The sequence below is a fragment of the Yersinia sp. Marseille-Q3913 genome (assembly GCF_963892745.1).
GTDB lineage: Bacteria > Pseudomonadota > Gammaproteobacteria > Enterobacterales > Enterobacteriaceae > Yersinia > Yersinia bercovieri.
Genome location: NZ_CAWQAF010000010.1, coordinates 64559 through 82079, shown reverse-complemented (window position 1 = coordinate 82079; position 17521 = coordinate 64559). Strand labels below are relative to the sequence as shown.

The following is a 17521-nucleotide window of genomic DNA, read 5'->3' as shown; positions in this document are numbered from 1 at the left end:
GAGTTAAAGAGATACTGTGAAATTTTATTCTGTTAGTTGGATTAATTCCTAGAATAAAAGATCGTCTAATGAAATTGAAGGTGTCTTTATTATATTTACAATTAAAATCTCATTGGATCTGTCTTAAAAAGATAATTTATTAAAAGTAAGTGGCTAAGCAATAGAATATATAGATAATTATCGATGTGAAATTAGTTTTACATTTTAATAGTTTATTTAAATTGCTGAATTATGGCTATTTCATAAAAATCAAAACCAATAGCACAGCCATCAAACCGTAATTACTACATACATTTCAATTAGATACATTTAAGTGGTCGTTTTTTTACACCATAAAAACAGAAAATTGTTAATGTAAAATAGAAGGATTTTAATATGACCAAGCCACTGTCGGAATAACTGCAATGCATGAAAATACAAAATGTGTGATTTATTAAGCAATATCGAGTGGGTTGGCATTACTGGGTGATGGTTAAACGGGGGAGTATCGCGCAATCAAAGGATCAAAAAGTAGATGGGAACATCAGTGCCACGAGGAGAAAATAGGCCGCAGCAAAAGCCGGTTGGATACGACACGTTGAAATCACCCTGCCTCACACGGCAGCATGTTTGTTCAACAACCCAATCCTATCCAACAACGGCTAATTTTAACCAACGTAGTCACAACCAACAGCTGTGCGCGTTAGCGGAATGGTGTGGCGTCACCCGCGCCTTCACGGATAACTTCCACAGAAGAGTCAGTGAGATCAATTACCGTGGTCGGTTGCTGGCCCAGTGAACCGCCGTGGATGATTAAATCCACTTGTTTGCCCAGATGCTCTTTAATCTCTTCCGGATCAGATTCGGCAAAGTCATTGCCTGGCAGCATCAAGGTGGTCGACATCAACGGCTCACCCAAGACATCCAGCAAAGCCAGCGCTATCGGGTTAGAGGGCACACGCAAACCAATGGTTTTACGTTTATCATTCATCAAACGCCGAGGCACCTCTTTTGTCGCTTTTAAAATAAAGGTGTAGTTCCCGGGCGTATTGTTTTTGATCAGTCGAAATGCCGAGTTATCGACATACGCATAGGTCGATAGCTCAGATAGATCACGGCATACCAGTGTGAAGTTATGATTGCCATCCAACTGACGAATACGACAGATACGTTCCATTGCCGTCTTATCTTCTAAACGGCAGCCAAGGGCGTAACCAGAATCTGTTGGGTAAACCACCACACCGCCTTTGCGCAGAACATCAACACTCTGGTTGATTAAGCGCGGTTGCGGATTTTCTGGGTGAATATAAAAAAATTGACTCATGACTCTACCTCATCATCCAAACTGCGATCGGTAGTGGCTGGCTCTACAGGCCAATCACGCCATACCGGTTCCACCCCAGCGGGCAGCCACAATTTGCGGCCCAACTCAATCCAGGAACAAGGTTGATGGAAATCAGACCCCTGGGATGCAAGTAAATTATAGTCGCGCGCATATTGTGCCAGTTGCGCCCTTTCATGGGGAGCTTGCTGGCACTGGGCAACTTCCATGGCGTCACCACCATGTTCAGAAAAGTGCGCTAACAAACGCTTCAGCCATTTAGCGGTTAAATCATAGCGGCCGGGGTGCGCCAATACGGCTTGCCCACCAGATTGCTGAATTGCATCAATAGCTTGCTCTATTGTACACCATTGTGCGGGAACATAACCGGTCTTGCCCTTGGCTAAGTACTTTTTAAAAACCTGCCCGACATTACTTGCCAACCCCTGCTCCACCAGATAGCGGGCAAAATGCCCGCGGGTGACCTGACCACCCTGCGCCAATCGATTAGCCCCTTCCCAGGCACCTGGGATGCGCGCTTTTGCCAGACGGGCACTGATCTCCTGCGCCCGCACATAGCGGTGATCAGACTGTTCGCGCAACAGTTTACAGATGCTGGCATGGTTAACATCAATACCTAGCCCCACAATATGGATCTCGTGGTTTTCCCATAAAGTGGAAATTTCTACGCCAGAAATAAGCCGTAATGCCAGTTTTTCCTGCGCAATAGTCGCGGCTGCTTCAGTCAATCCTGCCGTGGTGTCGTGATCGGTGATCGCCAACACACTAACACGCATCTGCGCGGCTCTTAGCACCAACGCCGAGGGGGTGAGTGAGCCGTCAGACGCCGTGGTATGGCTATGCAGATCATAGAGCCTAAAGGCCGTTGATGTCGCAGCCGTGTCAGATAAGGTGGAGTTATCAGTCAAAACAAAAGTCCAGAAAAAACGTGGCTGACTATCATACCCGCGAATATGAGACTTAGGTTAATCAATCTTACACTGCCACTGATACTGTTAGCGCGCTCAACACAAAAAATCCGCCATTCTAAGCATGATAAAAAACAATCATTCAGGGGTTGACATTTACCTCACGAACCAGTTAACTAGTACACAAGTTCACGGAACATATAGCTGATGCCCAGCAATAGTGGCAGCACCATTAAACTGAATATAATCATAGGATAAGCAATGAAAATCACTCTGATCTCCTTACTGCGTTGGTGGCACATCTCCCTCTCTCGGGCGGTGTAATCGCGCATACCAGTCATCAGACAGTGCAGATTGCTTCAGCCCGCTAATAGCGGGTTTTTTTATGGATATATTTCGGCGTAACCGCTTTTTCAGGATCACTTTTCGAGACCAATAAAATGATGCAGACTCCGCGCCCCACTCTACAGTTACTGACCGCCACGGCGTGTTACCGCGATGACCCCACCGCGCTGTTTCACCAGTTATGCGGCGCTCGTCCAGCCACCTTGTTGCTTGAATCAGCGGAAGTCACCAGTAAACAGAACCTGAAAAGCCTGCTGATTATTGACAGTGCGCTGCGTATCACCGCACTGGCACAAACCGTCACCCTTGAAGCGCTGACACCTAATGGTGCCGCGTTATTACCTTTGCTGGATGCAGCATTACCGCCACAGGTTGAGATTCAGGTGCGCCCGAATGGCCGTGAATTAACTTTCCCGATGATTGATGAGGTGCAGGATGAAGACTCGCGGTTACAGTCATTATCGGTTTTTGATGCATTACGTCTGCTGCTGCAACTGGTTGAGACGCCAGCGGCTGAGCGGGAAGCGATGTTTATCGGCGGCCTGTTCGCTTACGATTTGGTGGCCGGTTTTGAAAATTTACCGCCACTACGCCATGACCAGAATTGCCCTGATTTCTGTTTCTATCTCGCCGAAACCTTATTGATTTTGGATCATCAGCATCGTTCAACTCAGTTACAAGCCAGTCTGTTCACGCCGAATAGCGATGAGCATCAGCGCCTGAGTCATCGTTTAGAGCAGCTAAGTTACCAGCTACAGCAAACCGCCCAACCTATTCCTGCCACATCCGTACCTGAGATGGCGTTACAGTGTAACCAATCGGATGAAGAGTATGGTGCGGTGGTCAGTGAATTGCAGCAAGCGATCCGCGAAGGTGAAATTTTCCAGGTGGTGCCATCCCGCCGCTTCTCTCTGCCTTGCCCCTCGCCGCTGGCGGCGTACCAAACACTAAAAGAGCACAATCCCAGCCCCTACATGTTCTTTATGCAGGATAACCAATTCGCCCTGTTCGGCGCATCGCCTGAAAGCGCACTGAAGTACGACGCCAGCAATCGCCAGATTGAGATCTACCCGATTGCCGGTACTCGCCCCCGTGGGCGGCGGGCCAACGGGGAGTTGGATGCTGATTTAGACAGCCGGATTGAGCTGGAGATGCGCACTGACCATAAAGAGCTGGCGGAACACTTGATGCTCGTGGATTTGGCCCGCAATGACCTGGCCCGTATTTGTGAACCGGGCAGCCGTTATGTCGCTGATTTAACGAAAGTTGACCGCTACTCCTTCGTGATGCATCTGGTTTCCCGCGTCGTCGGCACCCTACGCCAGGATCTGGATGTGCTCCATGCTTATCAGGCTTGCATGAACATGGGCACCCTGAGCGGTGCGCCAAAAGTTCGCGCCATGCAATTGATTGCCGAGCGCGAAGGCTCGCGTCGCGGCAGTTATGGCGGTGCCGTGGGCTATTTTACCGCCCATGGCGATCTGGATACCTGCATTGTGATCCGCTCGGCCTATGTCGAACAGGGTATCGCCACTGTTCAAGCCGGTGCGGGGGTGGTCCTCGACTCAATTCCGCAGGCGGAAGCCGATGAAACCCGCAATAAGGCACGTGCTGTACTGCGGGCAATTGCAACAGCACACCATGCCAGGGAGATTTTCTGATGGCCGACCTCTTACTGCTCGATAATATCGACTCCTTTACTTACAACCTGGTGGACCAACTGCGCGCCAGTGGTCATCGCGTGGTGATTTACCGCAATCAGATTGCCGCTGACACCATTATTGAGCGCTTACAGCAGCTGGAACAACCGGTGCTGATGCTATCCCCCGGCCCCGGCACCCCGGCTCAAGCCGGTTGTATGCCAGAATTATTGCAGCGCCTGCGCGGTCAGTTACCGATTATCGGCATCTGTCTCGGTCACCAAGCCATCGTCGAAGCCTATGGTGGCCATGTCGGTCAGGCCGGCGAAATATTGCATGGCAAAGCCTCAGCCATTGAACACGATGGGCAAGGTATGTTTGCGGGGATGCCTAATCCCTTGCCGGTAGCCCGCTATCACTCATTAGTTGGCAGCAATATCCCCACAGAATTAACTGTTAACGCCCGTTTCGGCGAGATGGTCATGGCGGTGCGTCATGATGCTCACCGCGTTTGTGGCTATCAATTCCATCCGGAATCGATTTTAACCACTCAGGGTGCTCGTTTGCTGGAACAGACACTGGCCTGGGCCTTATCCCCTGCGGATTTGAAGCCACCGCGGCGTTAGCAGCACGCCAGGTTCTTGGGGGATAGAATATTTAAGGAATTTATGATGCAAATATTATTAGAAAAATTATTCCGCGCCGAGTCACTGAGCCAGCATGAGAGCCAACAGCTGTTTGCCGCTATCGTGCGCGGTGAACTGGAAGCGAGCCAACTGGCAGCGGCATTGATCAGCATGAAAGTGCGGGGTGAAACACCAGCCGAAATAGCCGGCGCGGCACAAGCCCTTTTGGCCGATGCGCAACCCTTTCCGCGCCCTGACTACATGTTCGCCGATATTGTCGGCACCGGCGGCGATGGCACCAACAGCATTAATATCTCCACCGCCAGCGCCTTTGTGGCCGCCAGTTGTGGGGTAAAAGTGGCGAAGCACGGTAACCGCAGTGTCTCCAGCCGCTCTGGCTCGTCAGATCTACTGGCCGCTTTTGGCATTCGTCTGGATATGAGTGCCGAACAGTCACGACTGGCGCTGGATGAGTTAGGGGTCTGTTTCCTGTTTGCGCCGCAGTATCACACCGGTTTTCGTCATGCGATGCCAGTGCGCCAACAGTTGAAAACCCGCACCCTGTTTAATGTGCTGGGGCCATTGATTAACCCTGCCCGTCCGCCACTGGCGCTGATTGGTGTTTACAGCCCTGAGCTGGTGTTACCCATTGCGCAGACACTCAAAGTTCTTGGCTATCAACGTGCCGCAGTGGTACATGGCGGAGGGATGGATGAAGTGGCAATTCATGCTCCAACGCAGGTCGCTGAGCTGAATAACGGCAATATCGAAACTTATGAATTAGCGCCAGAAGATTTTGGTCTGAGCCGCTACCCACTGAGTTCGCTACAAGGTGGTGCGCCGGAAGAAAACCGTGACATTTTAGCACGCTTGTTACAAGGTAAAGGCGAACCGGCACACGCCGCAGCCGTCGCCGCTAACGTGGCGCTATTGCTGAAATTGTACGGCCAGGAAAACTTGCGTCATAACGCACAGCAAGCATTGGAAATGATCCACAGCGGTCAGGCGTTTGATCGTGTTACTGCTCTGGCAGCAAGGAGATAGATGATGCAGGAAACCGTACTTCACAAAATAGTGCGCGATAAAGAGATTTGGGTTGCCGCGCGCAAAGTGCAACAGCCGTTGGCTCGTTTTCAAAACGAGATCACCCCGAGCCAGCGCGACTTTTATCAAGCGCTGCAAAGCAATAAGAGCGTGTTTATCCTGGAGTGTAAAAAGGCATCCCCCTCCAAGGGCGTGATCCGCGATGATTTTAATCCAGCCGACATTGCGGCTGTTTATAAGGATTATGCTTCGGCTATCTCGGTGTTGACTGACGAAAAGTACTTTCAGGGTAGCTTTGATTTCTTGCCGCAAGTCAGCGCAGTCGTGACTCAGCCGGTGTTGTGCAAAGACTTTATTATCGACGCCTATCAGGTACAGCTGGCCCGTTTTTATCAGGCGGACGCCATCTTACTGATGTTATCGGTACTGGATGATGACCGCTATCGCCAACTGGCCGCGCTGGCACACAGTCTAAAGATGGGCGTGTTGACGGAAGCCAGTAATGCCGAAGAGCTGGAGCGCGCTATTGCATTAGGTGCCAAAGTCGTGGGCATCAATAACCGTGATTTGCGTGATCTCTCCATCGACTTGAACCGCACCCGCGAACTGGCACCGCGTCTGCCCGCCGGTGTGACGGTCATCAGCGAATCGGGCATCAATTCTTACCACCAGGTGCGCGAATTAAGTGATATTGCCCACGGCTTCCTGATTGGCAGCGCGCTGATGTCTGAAGCCAACCTCCATGCCGCTGTGCGCCGCGTATTACTGGGTGAAAATAAAGTGTGTGGCCTGACTCGCGCTCAAGATGCCGCTGCCGCCTATCACGCCGGTGCCCTGTATGGTGGGTTGATTTTTGTTGGCAGCTCACCGCGCAATGTGGATATTGCTCAGGCCCGGGCGGTGATCAGTGGTGCGCCGCTGAAATACGTTGGGGTGTTCCGTGATGCCAAAATAGAGACCATCCAACCCATCGCCGAGCGCTTAGCGCTGGCTGCCGTGCAGTTGCATGGGCAAGAGGACCAAACTTATATCGATCAATTACGTCAAGTTTTACCTGCCAATTGCCAGATCTGGAAGGCGCTGAGTGTCAGCGATACCCTGCCTGCCCGCAACTTGCAGCATGTTGAGCGTTATGTCCTGGATAATGGTCAGGGTGGCAGCGGCCAACATTTTGACTGGTCACTGTTAGCTGGCGAGTCACTGGATAACGTCTTGCTGGCCGGTGGCTTGAGTGCCGACAACAGTGCTGTTGCAGCACAATTGGGCTGCGCGGGCCTGGATTTCAACTCCGGTGTCGAAAGCGCCCCCGGCATTAAAGATCCACAGTTGATCGCCGCGGCATTCAAAGCATTGCGGACTTATTGATTTCATTTATAGCCACAGATTGGTTAATCCTATAAAGGACAAAAAAAATGACCACACTTAATCCCTATTTTGGCGAGTTCGGTGGCATGTATGTGCCACAGATCCTGATGCCAGCACTGAAACAACTGGAAGAGGCTTTTGTCAGCGCTCAACTGGACCCTGAATTTCAGACGGCATTTCAGGATTTGTTGAAGAACTACGCCGGTCGCCCGACGGCGCTAACTCTGTGTCAAAACCTGACCGCAGGGACGAAAACCAAGTTATATCTGAAACGTGAAGACTTGCTACACGGCGGCGCGCACAAAACCAATCAGGTTTTGGGTCAGGCGCTATTAGCAAAACGTATGGGCAAGACTGAAATCATTGCTGAAACTGGAGCCGGTCAACATGGCGTGGCGTCAGCACTGGCTTGCGCCCTGCTGGGCTTGAAGTGCCGCATCTACATGGGGGCGAAAGACATTGAGCGCCAGTCACCGAATGTGTTTCGTATGCACCTGATGGGGGCCGAAGTTATCCCGGTGCACAGTGGATCTTCAACACTGAAAGATGCTTGTAACGAAGCGCTGCGCGACTGGTCTGGTAGCTACGAAACCGCTCACTATATGCTGGGAACCGCCGCAGGCCCGCATCCTTACCCGACCATTGTGCGTGAGTTCCAACGTATGATTGGCGAAGAGACTAAAGCGCAGATGTTAGCCCGCGAAGGTCGTCTACCCGATGCCGTACTGGCGTGTGTCGGGGGCGGTTCCAACGCCATCGGCATGTTCGCTGACTTTATCGATGAGCCGAATGTGGGGTTAATTGGTGTCGAACCCGCGGGACTTGGCATCGAAACGGGTCAACATGGCGCACCACTTAAACACGGCAAAGTGGGCATCTACTTCGGTATGAAATCACCGATGATGCAGACCAGTGATGGCCAAATCGAAGAGTCTTACTCCATCTCTGCCGGGCTGGATTTCCCATCGGTCGGGCCACAACATGCCTATTTAAACAGCATTGGTCGCGCCGATTATGTTTCGGTGACCGATGATGAAGCGCTGGACGCCTTCAAAGCGCTGTCATGCCAGGAGGGGATAATCCCCGCGTTGGAGTCCTCCCATGCGCTGGCTCATGCCTTGAAAATGATTAAAGCGTCGCCGGAGAAAGAGCAGATATTGGTGGTCAATCTGTCCGGTCGTGGTGATAAAGATATTTTCACCGTTCACGATATTCTGAAAGCTCGGGGAGAGATTTAATGGAGCGTTATCAACAGCTTTTCCAACAATTAGCCGCCAAAAAAGAGGGGGCGTTTGTACCTTTTGTACAGTTAGGCGATCCCTCACCCGCGCTATCGTTAGAGATTATTGACACCTTGATTGCTGCCGGTGCCGATGCGTTGGAGTTGGGCATCCCTTTCTCTGACCCGCTGGCCGATGGCCCGACGATTCAAAATGCCGCGCTACGTGCCTTTGCCGCCGGGGTCACACCGGCTATCTGTTTTGAGATGCTGGCGGAAATTCGCAAAAAACATCCGGCGATCCCAATTGGCCTGCTGATGTATGCGAACTTGGTATTCCATAACGGGATTGATACTTTCTATCAACGTTGTGCTGAGGTGGGCGTGGACTCGGTGCTTATCGCTGACGTGCCATTTGAAGAGTCAGCCCCCTTCCGGGCTGCCGCTTTACGCCACAACATTGCGCCGATCTTTATCTGCCCACCGAACGCAGATGATGATTTGCTGCGGGAAATTGCCTCCCATGGCCGTGGCTATACCTATCTGCTCTCCCGCGCTGGTGTGACGGGCGCTGAGGATCACGGTCATCTACCGCTAAATCATCTGATCGATAAGTTGCGGGAGTATCATGCGGCGCCCGCACTGCAAGGTTTTGGCATTTCAGAACCTGAACAGGTGAAAAGCAGTTTAGCGGCTGGGGCAGCAGGCGCTATTTCAGGTTCCGCCATTGTAAAAATCATTGAAAACAATCTCTCGCAGCCCGCTGTGATGTTGGCACAACTGACCCGTTTTGTGGCTGAGATGAAAGCCGCAACACGCAGCTAATTGGTAGATAAGCGCCCGATGGCTTGTTCAGCTCCGGCGCTTTACTCTCTTTTTTCAATATCTTCCTCACTTCAGATTCACCGTGAATTTGAATAAAAGCCATCCATCACTAATAATCATGTAACACACTAAGCATTTTTTTACATTTATGGTGCCGTGCGTGCGCTATAGCACTGTGTAAACTATGCATTAATGCCACATTCAATGAGTGTTTAGTGTTTAACCCATCCCCTTGTGACATCAATAACATGGAGAGTCATTTATGAAGCTTTTTAAGACCCTTTCAGCCTTATGCATTGCCGTCATTATGGCAATGGCCGTATCAGCTTGTGCGCCAACAGCAAAATCAGAAGGAACCGGTGGTTATCTCGATGATACTGTCGTCACCACTAAGGTTAAGTCCGCGCTGCTGGGAGAGAAGAATTTAAAATCGACTGAGATCAGTGTTGAAACTTTCAAAGGGCGGGTTCAGTTGAGTGGCTTTGTTAGCTCACGTCAGGATGCAAACCGTGCGGTGCAGATCACCCGCTCCGTACCTGGGGTGAAATCAGTCAGTGATCAAATGCTGATCCGCTAGTGTTATGTTTGGAGGCGCATCTCTGCGCCTCCATTGCAAAGCCCCCTCTGCAATTATGAGTTCTCAAGTAAATGATTCGGGTGCGCGAGTGCCGCTAACACCGCTGTAGCCCCAAGGACGAAGGGTAATTAGAAACGGTAACCCGCGCCAAACATAAACACCCATGGATCAAGACGAGTGCTAATGCTCTGCTCTACACCACCTGCTTTGAATTTCACGTCTGACTCGATATTCATCCACCAGACTGACATATTCAGCATCCAGTTTTCACTGACCATGTAATCCATACCGGCCTGACCGGCAATCCCCCATGAATCTTTCACACTCAGGTCGGTTAGACCCGCAGCAGAACCGGTACTATTGAATTTTTCATCAAAGAACTTGGTGTAGTTCAAGCCAATACCCAGATATGGGCGCAGTTTGTCTTGTTTGTCGCGGAAATAGTATTGCGCTATTAAGGTTGGCGGTAATTGCTTAACTTCTGCAATATCACCGGTTGGCCCGAGGCCAATTTTATGGCGGAACGGCGTGGCGGCCAGCAATTCTACCCCGATATTATCCGTAATCAGATAACTGAAGGTCAGACCCAGTTGGGTATTATTATCCGCTTTGAAGGAACCATAACCTAATACGTCATCAGACCCGGTATTTGGCCTGACAGTTGCTGTCCCTGCCCGGAAAATATAATCGCCTGCTTGATGCGCGCTTGCCGCAGTCGGTGCCAGAGCTGCTACGGCTAACAATGCCAAAGTGATTTTTTTCATTATCCATTCCATTTGTAGGTATATTCGCGAGCAGAATATACCTACAAATGATTATTTATGATCCACTCGAGATCACATCTTTTGCAACAACTTAAATAAATCCTATTTTATGTAGGGTTATTTAATTCATTCATTATATTGAAATTGATCTGGATCATAAAAGCCGTTTTGGTGAGGTCGGCCACTCTGTTTCTTGCTCAATTTATGCTGACCACCCCTCTCCTTGCCAGCCATTTGCCCCCTCAGGCGAAGGCCATACCCATAATCACATCCTGTGATCACGCCCGCGCGCACTATGGGTTGCTACCGTTACCTATTGATAACGTCAAGGTAATTAGATTAGAAGAAATCAGTCGTCGGCCAATCTCAGTGTCCCATAGCGCCCCATAACAAGGTATAATCATTAGCTAAGCACTATTTTTTCGACTCCAAGGAGCTTTCATGCCTATCACGGCTAACACTTTATACCGTGACAGTTTTAACTTTTTACGTAATCAGCTGCCCGCGATCCTGCTGCTGGCCCTACTGACTGCGTTCATTACCGTCATGCTAAATCAGGCTTTTATCCCTGACACTGAACAACTGAATCTGTTAAACACCACGGAAAACGATATTACCTCATCGGCAACTGTCAGCATCAGTGAGATAGTCTCGCAAATGACACCAGAGCAGCAGATGGTGCTACTCAAAGTCTCTGCTGCGGCAACTTTCTCTGCATTAGTCGGTAACGTATTATTAGTGGGTGGAATGTTAACGCTGATCTCGATGGTCTCTCAGGGCCGGCGTGTGAGTGCACTGCAAGCGATTGGGATTTCCGTCCCTATTCTGCCTCGCTTACTACTGCTGATGTTTATCGGCACCTTGTTGATTCAGTTAGGGTTGACGATGTTTATCGTGCCCGGTGTTGTTATTGCCGTCGCACTGTCGTTGTCGCCGGTTATTGTGACCACTGAAAAGATGGGTGTTTTTGCCGCAATCAAAGCCAGCACTAAATTGGCCTTCGCCAATGTCCGGTTGATTGTTCCGGCCATGATGTTGTGGATAGCAGCCAAATTGATTTTGCTGTATCTGGTAAGCCACCTAACGGCTCTGCCAACCCCTATTGCGACGGTTGTTTTAAGTGCGCTGAGCAATCTGGTCTCTGCACTGTTACTGGTCTATCTGTTCCGCTTATATATGTTGTTGCGGCCAACAGATGTTACCGCGTAAATATCGCTGCAGATAAAGTGACAAAAGGAGGTTAATGACAAACCTATTTTGTCACTCCGAAACTGGCGGGGCGACTGCACCGATGGGTGCTCCGACGGCTCACGCCGTTACGACCCATTCAGCACATTTCCCCGCTTATCAACTTTTTCAGCCGTCTGAAAAGGGCCATTACGGGCCCTTTTTTACGGTTTAACTCCTGCTAACACTCCCCCTGGCTCAACCTGCTAACTGATTTCAGGCTCTGGATCAGCTGCTGATTCGTGCTTCTCGGCGACCCGCTGTTTACTCTGAATCAGCTTCAGTGCCAGATAGAGATCCGGCACCAAAATCAGGTCATCGTCATGGCTTTTCAGCCGATTAATACGGAACCACCGGGTCAGTTCAGTGCGTCGCCCCGCCAATATCAACTTAATATTGCGCTGTTTCAGATCACGCTTAAGCTCATCGATCGCCGCCAAAACACTGATATCGGCATAGGTGAAACTAGCCACCGCATCAATGACCACCCAATCCGCCGGATGAGGCGTGCTATCGACCAAATTTAGAATACGCCGCTTAAAATAGGCCACATTAAAATAGGTCAGTGGTGAGTTAAAACGATAAATCATCACTCCAGGCACAGGTTTAATGCCATTTCCACTGCGCATTGAATGAATCATACCATCGGCATTCACCCCTAATAGCTGCTCTGTCGGGCGGAATACGGTGCGTAAGAATTGTAATAAGCCCAATAATACCGCCAAACCGATGCCACTTATTACGCCGACCAATACCACACTGACAAAGGTAAAAATCGCCAGATAGAAAGCCTGCGTATTACGTTTACGCAACTGCCATAAACTGCGAAATCCCAGCAGTGACCAGGCGGCATAAATCAGCACCACACCCAGCGCCGCGATGGGAATAAATTGCAGTGGGCGGGTTAAAAACAGCAGTACCATCGCAATGACCAGTGCGGCAATAATCGACACCAGTTGGCTCTTACCATTATTAGCATCATTCACCGCAGTGCGGGTACTGGCTCCACTGATAGCAAAACCTTGGGATAACGCGGAAACAATATTGCTAATACCCAAGGCGCGCAGCTCCACATCCGCATCCACCTCATAGCCATTTTTGGCGGCAAAGCTGCGGGCGGTCAGCATCATGCTAACAAAACTGACCACCGCAAGGTTCAGGGCCGGAATAACCATGTCGCGCAGCAGACCCGGCTGGAAATCAGGCCAATGTACCATCGGCAGCCCGCCGTCAAATCCACCGACCACCGCGACACCAAATTGCGCCATATTGGCGGCCCAAGAGACGAAGGTCGCGATAACAATCGCCAGCAACGGCGCAGGCCAGTTGGGTCGTAACCATTTGACGCCATACAGCACCACAAAAGTCAGCAGCGAAATGGCGACCGTGGGCAGATGGCTGTTATACAAATTATGAGGTAGCGCCAAAACCCGCTCAATCAGTTGTGGCGGGCGGGTCATAAAACCAAAAACCTTACCCAACTGATCGACAATAATAGTAATAGCCACACCATTCAGTAAGCCGGTCAGGATGGGGCGCGATAATAGATCGGCCAATGCACCCAGCTTGAAGCGGCTGGCCACCAGACACCATGTCCCCATCATTAATGTCATCATGATGGTTAACTGCCAGTGAACCTCACTGCTCCCTGCCGCCAGGGGGGCAACCACGGCGGCTATCACCGCACAAGTCGCGGCATCTGGCCCGACAATCAATTGTCGCGATGAACCAAAGAATGCGTACGCAATCATCGGTAAAATACATGAATATAAGCCGACGGCGGCACTGACACCGGTCAATTCGGCATAGGCAATGGCAATAGGAAGTGCCACTGCCGCCACGGATAACCCGGCCCTGAGATCGGGTTTGAACCAGTCACGTTCATAAGCCATTAATTGGGTCAAACCTGGCATCCATTGCCGAAGTGATTTTCTCTGCATATTGACTCCATCAACCCTTAACCCAATATTTATTACTTATCATGCTGGCTAAATGCATCACTAGCAATATACCGACAAGAACTGTTACTTGTTTATCGTAAGTTTCTGCAAATTCCACTGGCAGAGCGCGCATTCCGGCAGATAATTAAGGATAATAGTGTTTTACCGCTAGTACCCTCACCTCACTGAATCCGGTATAGTCGGGCGGTGTACAAATGATGGATTGATTCATGAAGCAACTTTTAGATTTTCTCCCATTGGTCGTATTTTTCGTTTTCTACAAGATGTATGACATTTTTGTCGCCTCAGGGGCATTGATTGTCGCAACATTATTGGCGTTGGCCTTTACCTGGCTGAAATTCCGCAAGGTAGAGAGGATGACGCTGATAACCGCCGCGATGGTGTTGGTATTCGGCACCTTGACGCTGGCATTCCACAGCGACCTATTCATTAAATGGAAAGTGACGGTGCTGTATGCGCTGTTTGCCGTCGCCTTGTTGGTAAGCCAATGGTTTATGAACAAACCATTGATTCAGCGGATGCTCGGTAAAGAGCTGACACTGCCTGATGCAGTCTGGTCAACGCTCAATATGGCATGGGCACTCTTTTTCCTGGCCTGTGGCTTGCTGAACATCTATGTGGCGTTCTGGTTACCACAAGATATCTGGGTGAACTTTAAAGTCTTTGGCTTAACCGCGATGACTCTGGTATTCACCCTTATCAGCGGCGTTTATATCTATCGGCATATGCCAGAAGAGCAGAAAAAGTCATAATTTCAAATAACAAATAGCCCAAGTCATTGGCGTTGCTGGGGGTAATATCCTCGCAGCGTCAAGTAATCAGGTTGAGAAGCAGGCAGAGATGACTCAGGAACAACTATCACCTCGCGGTGAGCAATCATTACCTAACGGTGAATTAGTACTTCGCACCCTTGCCATGCCCGCAGATACCAATGCCAATGGCGATATCTTCGGTGGCTGGTTAATGTCGCAAATGGATATTGGTGGTGCCATTCAGGCTAAAGAGATAGCACATGGCCGCGTTGTCACGGTAAGAGTTGATGGCATGACTTTCCTTAAACCGGTCGCGGTGGGTGATGTGGTCTGTTGCTATGCGCGCTGTATTAAAACGGGCCGTAGCTCCATCACCATCAATATTGAAGTCTGGGTGAAAAAGGTCTCTTCCGAGCCAATTGGTCAGCGCTATCGCGCCACAGAAGCGGTGTTTACCTATGTGGCCGTGGATGATGCAGGTAAAGCCCGTGGGCTGCCTGATGGCCGAGGGAATTTTGAGGTTGGTGCAACGCAATAGCGGCAAACCAGCCCACTGATGTCAGAAGGGTCGCCCTAACAGCGACCCTTCTGCTTTTATAAGCGAATATGGCTGGTGACCGAGTATCTTGTGGTCGGTTAATCCATCTCCATATTGCCACCAATCTTAAAGACGATGGTGGTGACATAATCTTTGGCGGCAACCGCTTCAAAGCGCCATTTGCGCATCACTTGCTTCACTTCACGCTCAAAGGTATTACGCGGAGTGGCTTCCAGAATACGCACATTGGTGACACGACCCTCTTCGTCAATGTCATACTGTACTTTCACCTGCCCTTCGACCCCTAACGCCAGCGCTCTTGCTGGATAGGTGGGCTTCGCCTTGCTCAATGCTCTTGGCCCTGCCGTGGTAGAGGCCCCCGGTGCTGCGGCTTTCGGAGCCGATTTTACCGGTGCATTATTAGCCACCAGCGCGGGCTCATCCGACTTAAATGGCTTATCGTCCGGCGCTGCTTCTGTTCTCTTCACTTCCGGCTTTTTAACCTCTTTTTTCACCGGTTTTGGCTTAGGTTTCGGTTTTGGCTTTACCGGTTCAGGAATGGGCACGGGAACAGGTTCTGGCAGCACTTCAGGTTCAGGCGGTGCCTCTTCAACCGGTTCAGGTTCGGCCTGTGGTTCTGCCGCCGCAGGTTGTGGTGCAGCAAAGGCCGCAATATTGACCATAGTCACCGCAATGGGTGCATCCTCTATTTCAGGCTGTACACTCATCTGATCTACCGAAACATAGAGTAACGCCGCAACCACGCTGCCATGTAACCCTACTGAAAATGCGATTGGCCACGTAAGCCGTCGACCCAGGAAAAATTTATTTAGCTGCATAATAATTCAGTATCCTCTAATGCAGCTAAGTTTAAATGCAAATAGCAATCATATTCAATACGTAACAGCAAACAATCTTACCCTTAAACCTTAAATGGTGCTTTAAACGACGATATCAACGAAATAACACTTTCTGTTTACCCTCAGTTATCATTTTATTTCATCATTAACCATCGGTGTACCCACTTGCTCATCGGCAATATAACCCATTTGGCACTTGATTGAATTTATCGATTGAACATGCTGTTATGGTGCGCTGAATAAGTGACTGGGGTGAACACCCACAGCCGACATCCTTGAAACTTGATACATAATGAATAGACAAATTTAAAAGGTGAAACATGCTGTATGTAATCTTTGCCACTGATCTCCCTGATTCACTTGAGAAGCGTTTATCCGTGCGCCCTGCTCATTTGGCGCGTTTACAAGCATTACAGGATCAAGGGCGTCTACTGACTGCTGGCCCTAATCCGGCCATTGACAGCGCCGACCCCGGAGCTGCCGGATTCACCGGTTCTACCGTGATAGCCGAGTTTGCCTCACAACACGAGGCCGAAGCCTGGGCCGGGCAAGATCCTTATGTCGCCGCAGGGGTTTACCAATCTGTCATCGTCAAACCCTATAAGCGCGTATTCTGAGTCAATCCTCTTTTGTCAGAGCCGCTAACTCCCCCAGCGGCCCTATCCTGTCAGGCTATTACATCTCTTTAATCATCTTTACTTATCATTACTGAGAATCAGTGTCTAATCTGATATCACTTTTGTAGCATGACCCTGAGTCATTTTGTTAAATACGGAGATGAAGACTATGCAGTGTCCAGTATGCAAAGATACCCAACTGGTGATGTCTGAACGTAAAAGTATTGAGATTGATTATTGCCCAAACTGTCGGGGTGTCTGGCTAGATCGTGGGGAGCTCGATAAAATCATCGAAAAATCAGCTGAGAGCACACCAGCTCCGGCGGCTACCGCCCCTTACGCAGAGAACAGAGAGCGCGATCGTGACCATGGACGTGACCGCGATCATCATGGCTATTCAAAATCTAAGCCTTACAAGAAGAGAAGTTTTCTGTCAGATCTGTTTGATTAACCCTCTCACCGACCTCATAGATGCTGCATTAATCAGTACGCCTGAGCCTAGGCGTACTTTTTGTCATTGCACTTTAAGTTGATACCTTCACCTGCCAATATCAGGGCGCTAAACTTTGTAGTGCTTCAACCAATGCTCTTCGCAGGCATCAACGGCTTTATCCAGCATGTGCGCCGGTGATTTTAATATCATATGATCTTTTCTTACCCAGACAGGATAAGTGTGTTTGCCAGCAGCAATGACTTGCTCAGCATAAATTGCGGCGTGGTAGAGCAGCTCAGACTCTTCACAATAAATTTCGTACTTATAAAGCGCGGTGCTGACTTTCAAATCCCCGAAGAATACGGTTTTAGCTAATTTATATTGAGACATGAACGATAAGCCTTTGCTGTAATAGGGATGATATCATCCGCCGAACCGCGTTATATAACTGTGATACTCGCAGCAAAAGCCCCCTAACCTCATGTCCTATGAGCAAAAA

16 protein-coding genes, 2 pseudogenes and 1 other annotated feature are annotated in these 17521 nt (G+C 49.8%); of the genes and pseudogenes, 12 read left to right on the top strand and 6 right to left on the bottom strand.

Going from position 1 to position 17521, the window contains the following annotated elements:
- Window positions 1-682 precede the first annotated feature (682 nt).
- On the bottom strand, window positions 683-1303 hold the full coding sequence (locus tag AACW11_RS05135) for an L-threonylcarbamoyladenylate synthase (RefSeq protein ID WP_145498008.1): 621 nt from the start codon (window positions 1301-1303) through the stop codon (window positions 683-685).
- The gene (gene rnm / locus AACW11_RS05130; RefSeq protein WP_212586226.1) at window positions 1300-2229 is read right to left on the bottom strand and encodes an RNase RNM; all 930 of its coding nucleotides are present in this window, start codon (window positions 2227-2229) and stop codon (window positions 1300-1302) included. The genes AACW11_RS05135 and rnm overlap by 4 nt, the downstream gene beginning before the upstream one ends.
- 285 nt (window positions 2230-2514) lie before the next feature.
- Window positions 2515-2616, top strand: a sequence feature (Trp leader region).
- Window positions 2617-2672: 56 nt separating this feature from the next.
- On the opposite strand from rnm, the gene AACW11_RS05125 reads away from it, so the two are divergent.
- The 7 genes and pseudogenes from AACW11_RS05125 to AACW11_RS05100 all read left to right on the top strand — a co-directional run bounded on the left by AACW11_RS05125 (window position 2673) and on the right by AACW11_RS05100 (window position 9870).
- On the top strand, window positions 2673-4235 hold the full coding sequence (locus AACW11_RS05125) for an anthranilate synthase component 1 (RefSeq protein ID WP_212586236.1): 1563 nt from the start codon (window positions 2673-2675) through the stop codon (window positions 4233-4235).
- Window positions 4235-4817 (top strand): annotated as a pseudogene (locus AACW11_RS20805) (glutamine amidotransferase-related protein); the annotation flags it as partial. The gene AACW11_RS05125 and the pseudogene AACW11_RS20805, both read left to right, overlap by 1 nt.
- Before the next feature lie 71 nt (window positions 4818-4888).
- Window positions 4889-5884 (top strand): annotated as a pseudogene (gene trpD, locus AACW11_RS20800) (anthranilate phosphoribosyltransferase); the annotation flags it as partial.
- A gap of 3 nt (window positions 5885-5887) precedes the next feature.
- Entirely contained in the window at window positions 5888-7249 is a 1362-nt protein-coding gene (gene trpCF / locus AACW11_RS05115) for a bifunctional indole-3-glycerol-phosphate synthase TrpC/phosphoribosylanthranilate isomerase TrpF (RefSeq protein ID WP_212586235.1), read from the top strand.
- A 47-nt stretch (window positions 7250-7296) separates the two neighbouring features.
- Window positions 7297-8487: a tryptophan synthase subunit beta gene (gene trpB / locus AACW11_RS05110; RefSeq protein WP_212586225.1), complete on the top strand. Its 1191-nt coding sequence runs from the start codon at window positions 7297-7299 to the stop codon at window positions 8485-8487.
- Window positions 8487-9293: a tryptophan synthase subunit alpha gene (gene trpA / locus AACW11_RS05105; protein ID WP_212586224.1), complete on the top strand. Its 807-nt coding sequence runs from the start codon at window positions 8487-8489 to the stop codon at window positions 9291-9293. The genes trpB and trpA overlap by 1 nt, the downstream gene beginning before the upstream one ends.
- Before the next feature lie 262 nt (window positions 9294-9555).
- Window positions 9556-9870, top strand: a complete 315-nt coding sequence (locus AACW11_RS05100) for a BON domain-containing protein (RefSeq protein WP_212586223.1) — start codon at window positions 9556-9558, stop codon at window positions 9868-9870.
- Between the two features lie 128 nt (window positions 9871-9998).
- On the opposite strand, the gene ompW is transcribed toward AACW11_RS05100, so the two are convergent.
- Window positions 9999-10634: an outer membrane protein OmpW gene (gene ompW / locus AACW11_RS05095; protein ID WP_212586222.1), complete on the bottom strand. Its 636-nt coding sequence runs from the start codon at window positions 10632-10634 to the stop codon at window positions 9999-10001.
- A gap of 441 nt (window positions 10635-11075) precedes the next feature.
- Here ompW and AACW11_RS05090 point away from each other — a divergent pair, with 441 nt between their 5' ends.
- Window positions 11076-11843, top strand: coding sequence for a YciC family protein (locus AACW11_RS05090; RefSeq protein WP_212586221.1), 768 nt, complete (start codon window positions 11076-11078; stop codon window positions 11841-11843).
- A gap of 224 nt (window positions 11844-12067) precedes the next feature.
- Here the strand turns inward: AACW11_RS05090 and AACW11_RS05085 are convergent, their stop codons facing one another.
- Window positions 12068-13801, bottom strand: coding sequence for a SulP family inorganic anion transporter (locus AACW11_RS05085; protein ID WP_212586220.1), 1734 nt, complete (start codon window positions 13799-13801; stop codon window positions 12068-12070).
- A 230-nt stretch (window positions 13802-14031) separates the two neighbouring features.
- Between AACW11_RS05085 and AACW11_RS05080 the strand changes: the two genes are divergently transcribed.
- Together AACW11_RS05080 and yciA are read left to right on the top strand one after the other, a co-directional pair.
- Window positions 14032-14574 carry a septation protein A gene (locus AACW11_RS05080; RefSeq protein WP_212586219.1) on the top strand — a complete coding sequence of 181 codons (543 nt, stop codon included), beginning with the start codon at window positions 14032-14034 and terminating at the stop codon, window positions 14572-14574.
- Between the two features lie 88 nt (window positions 14575-14662).
- On the top strand, window positions 14663-15112 hold the full coding sequence (gene yciA, locus AACW11_RS05075) for an acyl-CoA thioester hydrolase YciA (RefSeq protein ID WP_049600565.1): 450 nt from the start codon (window positions 14663-14665) through the stop codon (window positions 15110-15112).
- A gap of 98 nt (window positions 15113-15210) precedes the next feature.
- Here yciA and tonB read toward each other — a convergent pair whose 3' ends face one another.
- Window positions 15211-15951 (bottom strand): TonB system transport protein TonB, encoded by a 741-nt coding sequence (gene tonB / locus AACW11_RS05070; RefSeq protein ID WP_212586218.1) that lies wholly within the window; start codon window positions 15949-15951, stop codon window positions 15211-15213.
- 341 nt (window positions 15952-16292) lie between these two features.
- Here tonB and AACW11_RS05065 point away from each other — a divergent pair, with 341 nt between their 5' ends.
- Window positions 16293-16589, top strand: a complete 297-nt coding sequence (locus AACW11_RS05065; protein ID WP_212586217.1) for a YciI family protein — start codon at window positions 16293-16295, stop codon at window positions 16587-16589.
- Between the two features lie 169 nt (window positions 16590-16758).
- Complete coding sequence (locus AACW11_RS05060) at window positions 16759-17040, top strand: TFIIB-type zinc ribbon-containing protein (protein WP_212586216.1); 282 nt, start codon at window positions 16759-16761, stop codon at window positions 17038-17040.
- A gap of 108 nt (window positions 17041-17148) precedes the next feature.
- Here the strand turns inward: AACW11_RS05060 and AACW11_RS05055 are convergent, their stop codons facing one another.
- Window positions 17149-17412 carry a hypothetical protein gene (locus AACW11_RS05055; protein ID WP_212586215.1) on the bottom strand — a complete coding sequence of 88 codons (264 nt, stop codon included), beginning with the start codon at window positions 17410-17412 and terminating at the stop codon, window positions 17149-17151.
- Between the last annotated feature and the right edge of the window lie 109 nt (window positions 17413-17521).

Coding starts and splice junctions, on each gene's coding strand:
- AACW11_RS05135 (WP_145498008.1), bottom strand. CDS start 1,303: ATGAGTCAATTTTTTTATATTCACCCAGAAAATCCGCAACCGCGCTTA.
- AACW11_RS05125 (WP_212586236.1), top strand. CDS start 2,673: ATGCAGACTCCGCGCCCCACTCTACAGTTACTGACCGCCACGGCGTGT.
- trpCF (WP_212586235.1), top strand. CDS start 5,888: ATGCAGGAAACCGTACTTCACAAAATAGTGCGCGATAAAGAGATTTGG.
- trpB (WP_212586225.1), top strand. CDS start 7,297: ATGACCACACTTAATCCCTATTTTGGCGAGTTCGGTGGCATGTATGTG.
- trpA (WP_212586224.1), top strand. CDS start 8,487: ATGGAGCGTTATCAACAGCTTTTCCAACAATTAGCCGCCAAAAAAGAG.
- AACW11_RS05100 (WP_212586223.1), top strand. CDS start 9,556: ATGAAGCTTTTTAAGACCCTTTCAGCCTTATGCATTGCCGTCATTATG.
- ompW (WP_212586222.1), bottom strand. CDS start 10,634: ATGAAAAAAATCACTTTGGCATTGTTAGCCGTAGCAGCTCTGGCACCG.
- AACW11_RS05090 (WP_212586221.1), top strand. CDS start 11,076: ATGCCTATCACGGCTAACACTTTATACCGTGACAGTTTTAACTTTTTA.
- AACW11_RS05085 (WP_212586220.1), bottom strand. CDS start 13,801: ATGCAGAGAAAATCACTTCGGCAATGGATGCCAGGTTTGACCCAATTA.
- AACW11_RS05080 (WP_212586219.1), top strand. CDS start 14,032: ATGAAGCAACTTTTAGATTTTCTCCCATTGGTCGTATTTTTCGTTTTC.
- yciA (WP_049600565.1), top strand. CDS start 14,663: ATGACTCAGGAACAACTATCACCTCGCGGTGAGCAATCATTACCTAAC.
- tonB (WP_212586218.1), bottom strand. CDS start 15,951: ATGCAGCTAAATAAATTTTTCCTGGGTCGACGGCTTACGTGGCCAATC.
- AACW11_RS05065 (WP_212586217.1), top strand. CDS start 16,293: ATGCTGTATGTAATCTTTGCCACTGATCTCCCTGATTCACTTGAGAAG.
- AACW11_RS05060 (WP_212586216.1), top strand. CDS start 16,759: ATGCAGTGTCCAGTATGCAAAGATACCCAACTGGTGATGTCTGAACGT.
- AACW11_RS05055 (WP_212586215.1), bottom strand. CDS start 17,412: ATGTCTCAATATAAATTAGCTAAAACCGTATTCTTCGGGGATTTGAAA.